At 63.1% G+C, this 4,458-nt stretch carries 5 protein-coding genes and 1 tRNA gene; 2 read left to right on the forward strand and 4 right to left on the reverse strand.

The window, feature by feature from the left end:
- Positions 1-211: 211 nt before the first annotated feature.
- A complete protein-coding gene (locus QZY03_RS13975) occupies positions 212-463 on the forward strand; it encodes a hypothetical protein (RefSeq protein ID WP_295582005.1) in 252 nt (83 codons plus the stop codon).
- A 109-nt stretch (positions 464-572) separates the two neighbouring features.
- Positions 573-962 (forward strand): IS66 family insertion sequence element accessory protein TnpB, encoded by a 390-nt coding sequence (tnpB, locus tag QZY03_RS32100; RefSeq protein WP_363169138.1) that lies wholly within the window; start codon positions 573-575, stop codon positions 960-962.
- Positions 963-1,664: 702 nt separating this feature from the next.
- Here tnpB and nusB read toward each other — a convergent pair.
- From nusB to QZY03_RS13995, 4 genes are all read right to left on the reverse strand, one after another.
- Complete coding sequence (nusB, locus tag QZY03_RS13980; RefSeq protein ID WP_295582007.1) at positions 1,665-2,171, reverse strand: transcription antitermination factor NusB; 507 nt, start codon at positions 2,169-2,171, stop codon at positions 1,665-1,667.
- 5 nt (positions 2,172-2,176) lie between these two features.
- Positions 2,177-2,647: a 6,7-dimethyl-8-ribityllumazine synthase gene (gene ribE / locus QZY03_RS13985; protein ID WP_295582009.1), complete on the reverse strand. Its 471-nt coding sequence runs from the start codon at positions 2,645-2,647 to the stop codon at positions 2,177-2,179.
- A 288-nt stretch (positions 2,648-2,935) separates the two neighbouring features.
- Positions 2,936-4,057 (reverse strand): bifunctional 3,4-dihydroxy-2-butanone-4-phosphate synthase/GTP cyclohydrolase II, encoded by a 1,122-nt coding sequence (ribBA, locus tag QZY03_RS13990; RefSeq protein WP_295582011.1) that lies wholly within the window; start codon positions 4,055-4,057, stop codon positions 2,936-2,938.
- Positions 4,058-4,183: 126 nt separating this feature from the next.
- Positions 4,184-4,260, reverse strand: a tRNA-Pro gene (locus QZY03_RS13995).
- Positions 4,261-4,458: the final 198 nt, after the last annotated feature.

A 4,458-nucleotide genomic window follows, 5' to 3' on the forward strand; every position in this document is an offset into this window, starting at 1 on the left:
CCGGCTAACGGCCATGGCGCCCGCGCCACCCCGGACCATGAAAGTCCTCTCGACCGCTGCGTAGTCAGGGCTTCCAGCCCTGACCGTTCCAGTCCCGACTCCGTCAGGCCAGGATGGCCTGACGACGCACTTTCACGGTAAGCCTGCATGGAATCCCGTCGCTAGCCCAGTAGGCTTTGAGCCCCGTATTGCGTCGTCCGGAGCCTCCATCATGTCACTGTTCCTACCCGCCGCCGCAGCCGATCTGACGCAAACGCCTGCCGCCTGGCGCGCCAGCACCCCCGTGGGCGCACGCATTCCCGATGACCTGTGGTCACGGGCGGTAGCGCTGGCAGCCCGCAATGGGGTGTCCAAGGTCATCGCGACCCTACGGGTGGACTACTCTGGTTTAAAGCGGCACCTAACCCCGGCGACGGCGCCGCCGCCCGTGTCCACTGCGGCACCACGGCCTTTGTGGGACTAATATTTTGGGTGAACCACCGGCGTCAGGACCGGGCTGCGTTCTGGTCGCGTCCCACGTCCGCGGCCGGTCGTTGCGGGGCGATCGGCGCTACCGCGGTCGCGACGGTGACATGGCGCCTGTGGGAGGCGCCGTGATCGCCCTGACCCCGCAGTTGCGGGTCTTGGTCGCGAACGTCCTGGCCGCCTTTCGCTGCCGCACCGACGGGCGGATGCGCCAGGTGTTGACGGACGACCCCATGAACGGTGTCCTGTTCATTTTACGCAGCCGCCGAGGAACTGCGGTCAAAGTGCTGTTCTACGACGGTCAGGACTTATGGCTGTGTCAGAAGCGCTGGTCCCAAGGCCGTTTTCAGCACTGGCGCAGCGGACCGTCGGGTCAGAGGCTGAGGGTGTTGTTGGCCGGTGGCGATTGGCGCGCCTCCACGGGGGGCACCGGTATGGCGGGCGCTGCCCCACGCAGGGGCGTGACAAGACGGCGGTGGACACCTTGGCGCGCCTGACCGCGGAATTGAAAACCAAGACCACCTCCCTGGAACAGGTGCGCCGCTTGATCTTTGGACCGCGCACCGAGTCCAGTTCGTGCTCAGACGGCGCCGGTGGCTATCGATTGTCTCATTTTTATTGACACATTCCCCACGCAGTACAATCCAGCACTACGGCTGACCGCACCCACTGGTTCGAGGCTTGGCTGGCGGGTTGCGGACGGAGCCCGCGGCACAGATCTGTTTCTGCCCTTGGACGACGCGCAGGCGCAGCGGTCCTGGCTCGGAAGGTTCGGAGCCGCTTGGGCTGGACGCTTGGACGAGGTTCCTTTGGACGAGGTGCTGGCCTTAACGAACTGATGCTGTAAAATACGCTACGTGTTGACGACTATCAGGAAACCACGCATGTCACTCATCGACCTTTGATTGGTTTGCGTTCCACCCACACCAGCAAGAATTTCTTCGTACTTATCCGAAGTCTTATGTCGCGTATGGCTGCGGTAGCAGCAAGCGCCTAATACTGATACCGTTCGACGTGTTTGAGCCGTGGCTTGAATCGTCATGGACCACAGCAAAAGATGATCGTACCTATTGGCATGTAGCCATTTATCGTAAAGGCGAAAAGTATACGATGCGCCTCAGAAAAGGCGTGAAATCAATTGATCTCACACAATACGTTTTGCCAGACGACTCAAAACGCGCATAGAGTCACCAATCGCTTTAACGACTGGCTGCCGCGGCGCGGCGGGCCACCTTGTCCAGGACGCCGTTGACGTAACGGTGACCCTCATGGGCGCCCAGGAGCTTGGTGAGCTCGACCGCCTCGTTGATGGCCACCCCGGCGGGGATGGCGGGGGAGAAGAGGATCTCGTAGGCGCCGATTCGCAGGATGGCGAGCTCCACCGGGTCGACCTGACTGATCGGCCGGTCGAGGACCCCGTCGAGTGCCGCATCGATCGCGGTGACCTCGGCGGGGACGCCTTTCACCAGGGCATCAAACAACTCCAGGTTGAAGTTGAAGCGGTCCTTGGGATCGACCGGGGTGTCATCCTCGGCGCCGTTGAGTGAGTTCACCAGGGCGTCCAGCCATTCCGGATCGTCGAGCATGTGCTGCCGGATGGTGGCCGGTTCCTCCCGCGTCAGATGCCATTGGTAGAGCGCGAGTGCGGCATAGCGCCGCGCCTGGCTGCGCGGGCTGACCCCGCCGCGGTCGGTCGACTTGGCCATCCGGGTCACTCCAGCCGCCGCAGCAGATCGACCATCTCCAGGGCGGACAAGGCCGCCTCGGCGCCCTTGTTGCCGGCCTTGGTGCCGGCCCGCTCGATCGCCTGCTCGATGCTGTCGACGGTCAGCACGCCAAAGGCGACCGGGATGCCGTATTTCAGGCTCACCTGAGCCATACCCTTGACGCATTCACCGGCCACGTACTCGAAATGCGGGGTCCCGCCGCGGATCACGGCGCCCAGGGCGACGATGGCATCGAAACCGCCCCGCTTGGCGATGCGCTCGCAGGCAACGGGCATCTCGAAGGCACCGGGGACACGGACGATAGTCAGATTCTCCTCCTCCGCACCGTGGCGCAGCAGTGCATCGACGGCGCCCTTCTCCAGGCTCTCCACGATGAAGGCGTTCCAACGGGATACCACCAGACAGAAACGGGCCTGATCGGCGCGCAGGACGCCCTCGATCGTCTTGATGCTCATGCTGCGTACTCCTGATGATCTGGGTTGGAAAACTCGGCCTTGATCGCAATCCGGACCAGCGGCATGCGTAGTCAGGGCTTCCAGCCCTGACGGTGTCAGGCCAGGATGGCCTGACTACGCACCCGGCGAGCCCAAGTGGTCGGAATCTTGATCGAGGCCGAAAACTCGGATTGCGAAACAACGCGGTGAGAGCGCATCCTCGCGGGTAGCACACCTCGATTACGACAACGACCGAGACGCCAAAGGTGTTCCCTAATGGGTTTGTTTCGCTTATGATTAACGGGTTACTCAGCGCCCGCCGCTGACATACTCCACGACCTCCAGGTCGAACCCCGAGATGGCGTGCATGGCTTTCGGGGCGCTCATCACGCGCATTTTGCGCACGCCCAGGTCGGCCAGAATCTGGGCGCCAATGCCGTAGGTGCGCAGTTCGCTACGTTCCTTGTGACGCCGCGTCGGGACCGTGTCTTCTCCGTCATGCAACTGGAGATCCTTCAGGCGCGCCAGCAGATCCGGGGCATTGTCGCGGTTGCGCAGGACAACGATGACGCCCTCGCCCGCCTCCGCGATCTGGCGCATAACAGCCTGCAGCGGCCAGCCGCAGGCCGGGTGCCGCGGGGTGAACAGGTCGCACAGGGTGTTCTGCAAGTGGACGCGCACCAGGGTCGGCCGCTCCGGACTGATCTCGCCCATGGTGAGCGCCAGATGGAGATCGTTGTCGATGCTGTCGCGATAGGCCAGGACGCGGAAATCCCCATACTCGGTGGGCATTTCACACTCACACTCCTTGACCACGGCCTTCTCGTGGCGCACCCGGTAATGGATCAGATCAGCGATGGTGCCGATCTTCAGCCCATGGGTCTGCGCGAAGGCTTCCAGATCGGCACGGCGCGCCATACTGCCGTCCTCGTTCAGGATCTCCACGATCACGGCGGCGGGCTCCAAGCCGGCCAGGCGGACCAAGTCACAACCCGCCTCGGTGTGGCCGGCACGTACCAGCACTCCGCCGGGTTGCGCCATGACCGGAAAGATGTGACCGGGCTGCACCAGATCGCGCGGTTGGGCGTCCGGAGCGACCGCGGCAAGAACCGTCGCCGCGCGGTCAGCCGCCGAGATGCCCGTCGTCACGCCCTCGGCGGCCTCGATCGAGACGGTGAAGGCGGTGCCGTGGGGGGCGTGCCCCTCGGTGACCATCAACGGCAGGCGCAGTTGCTCGCAACGCTCCTTGGACAGGGTCAGACAGATCAGCCCCCGCCCGAACTTGGCCATGAAGTTGATCGCCTCCGGCGTCACCTGGTCGGCGGCCATCAGAAGGTCGCCCTCGTTCTCGCGGTCCTCGTCGTCCATGATGACGACCATGCGCCCCGCGCGCAGTTCGGCGATGATTTCTTCGGTGCTATTTAGCGACATGGGAGGGACTAACTGTTTAGACCAAGGCTTGGACCAGGGACACGCTGGGCCGTTCACGGCGCGTCGTGTCTGCGGCCCACAAACGAAAAGGGCGGCAACAGAGTGATCTGCTGCCGCCCAGTCACTTGGTCGGGGCGAGAGGATTTGAACCTCCGACCACCTGAACCCCATTCAGGTGCGCTACCAGGCTGCGCTACGCCCCGGGTGGACGCATAAGATTACGTTTTAAGGACGGCCGTGTCAAGCAGCGGTCAGATCAACCAGCAGTTCCAAATTTAAGACCATGATGTTATGAAGGGCTTTTCAGATCTGACTGGAGAGTCCCATGGTCACTTCCGCTGCGGCCGAGTTGCCGCTGTTGACGGCGGGTGTCATGATCAAACAGATTCGCGACACCTTCG

This window comes from uncultured Lamprocystis sp. (assembly GCF_903933125.1).
Lineage (GTDB): Bacteria > Pseudomonadota > Gammaproteobacteria > Chromatiales > Chromatiaceae > Thiodictyon.

Coding starts and splice junctions, on each gene's coding strand:
- tnpB (WP_363169138.1), top strand. CDS start 573: ATGGCGCCTGTGGGAGGCGCCGTGATCGCCCTGACCCCGCAGTTGCGG.
- ribE (WP_295582009.1), bottom strand. CDS start 2,647: ATGAGCATCAAGACGATCGAGGGCGTCCTGCGCGCCGATCAGGCCCGT.
- QZY03_RS13975 (WP_295582005.1), top strand. CDS start 212: ATGTCACTGTTCCTACCCGCCGCCGCAGCCGATCTGACGCAAACGCCT.
- ribBA (WP_295582011.1), bottom strand. CDS start 4,057: ATGTCGCTAAATAGCACCGAAGAAATCATCGCCGAACTGCGCGCGGGG.
- nusB (WP_295582007.1), bottom strand. CDS start 2,171: ATGGCCAAGTCGACCGACCGCGGCGGGGTCAGCCCGCGCAGCCAGGCG.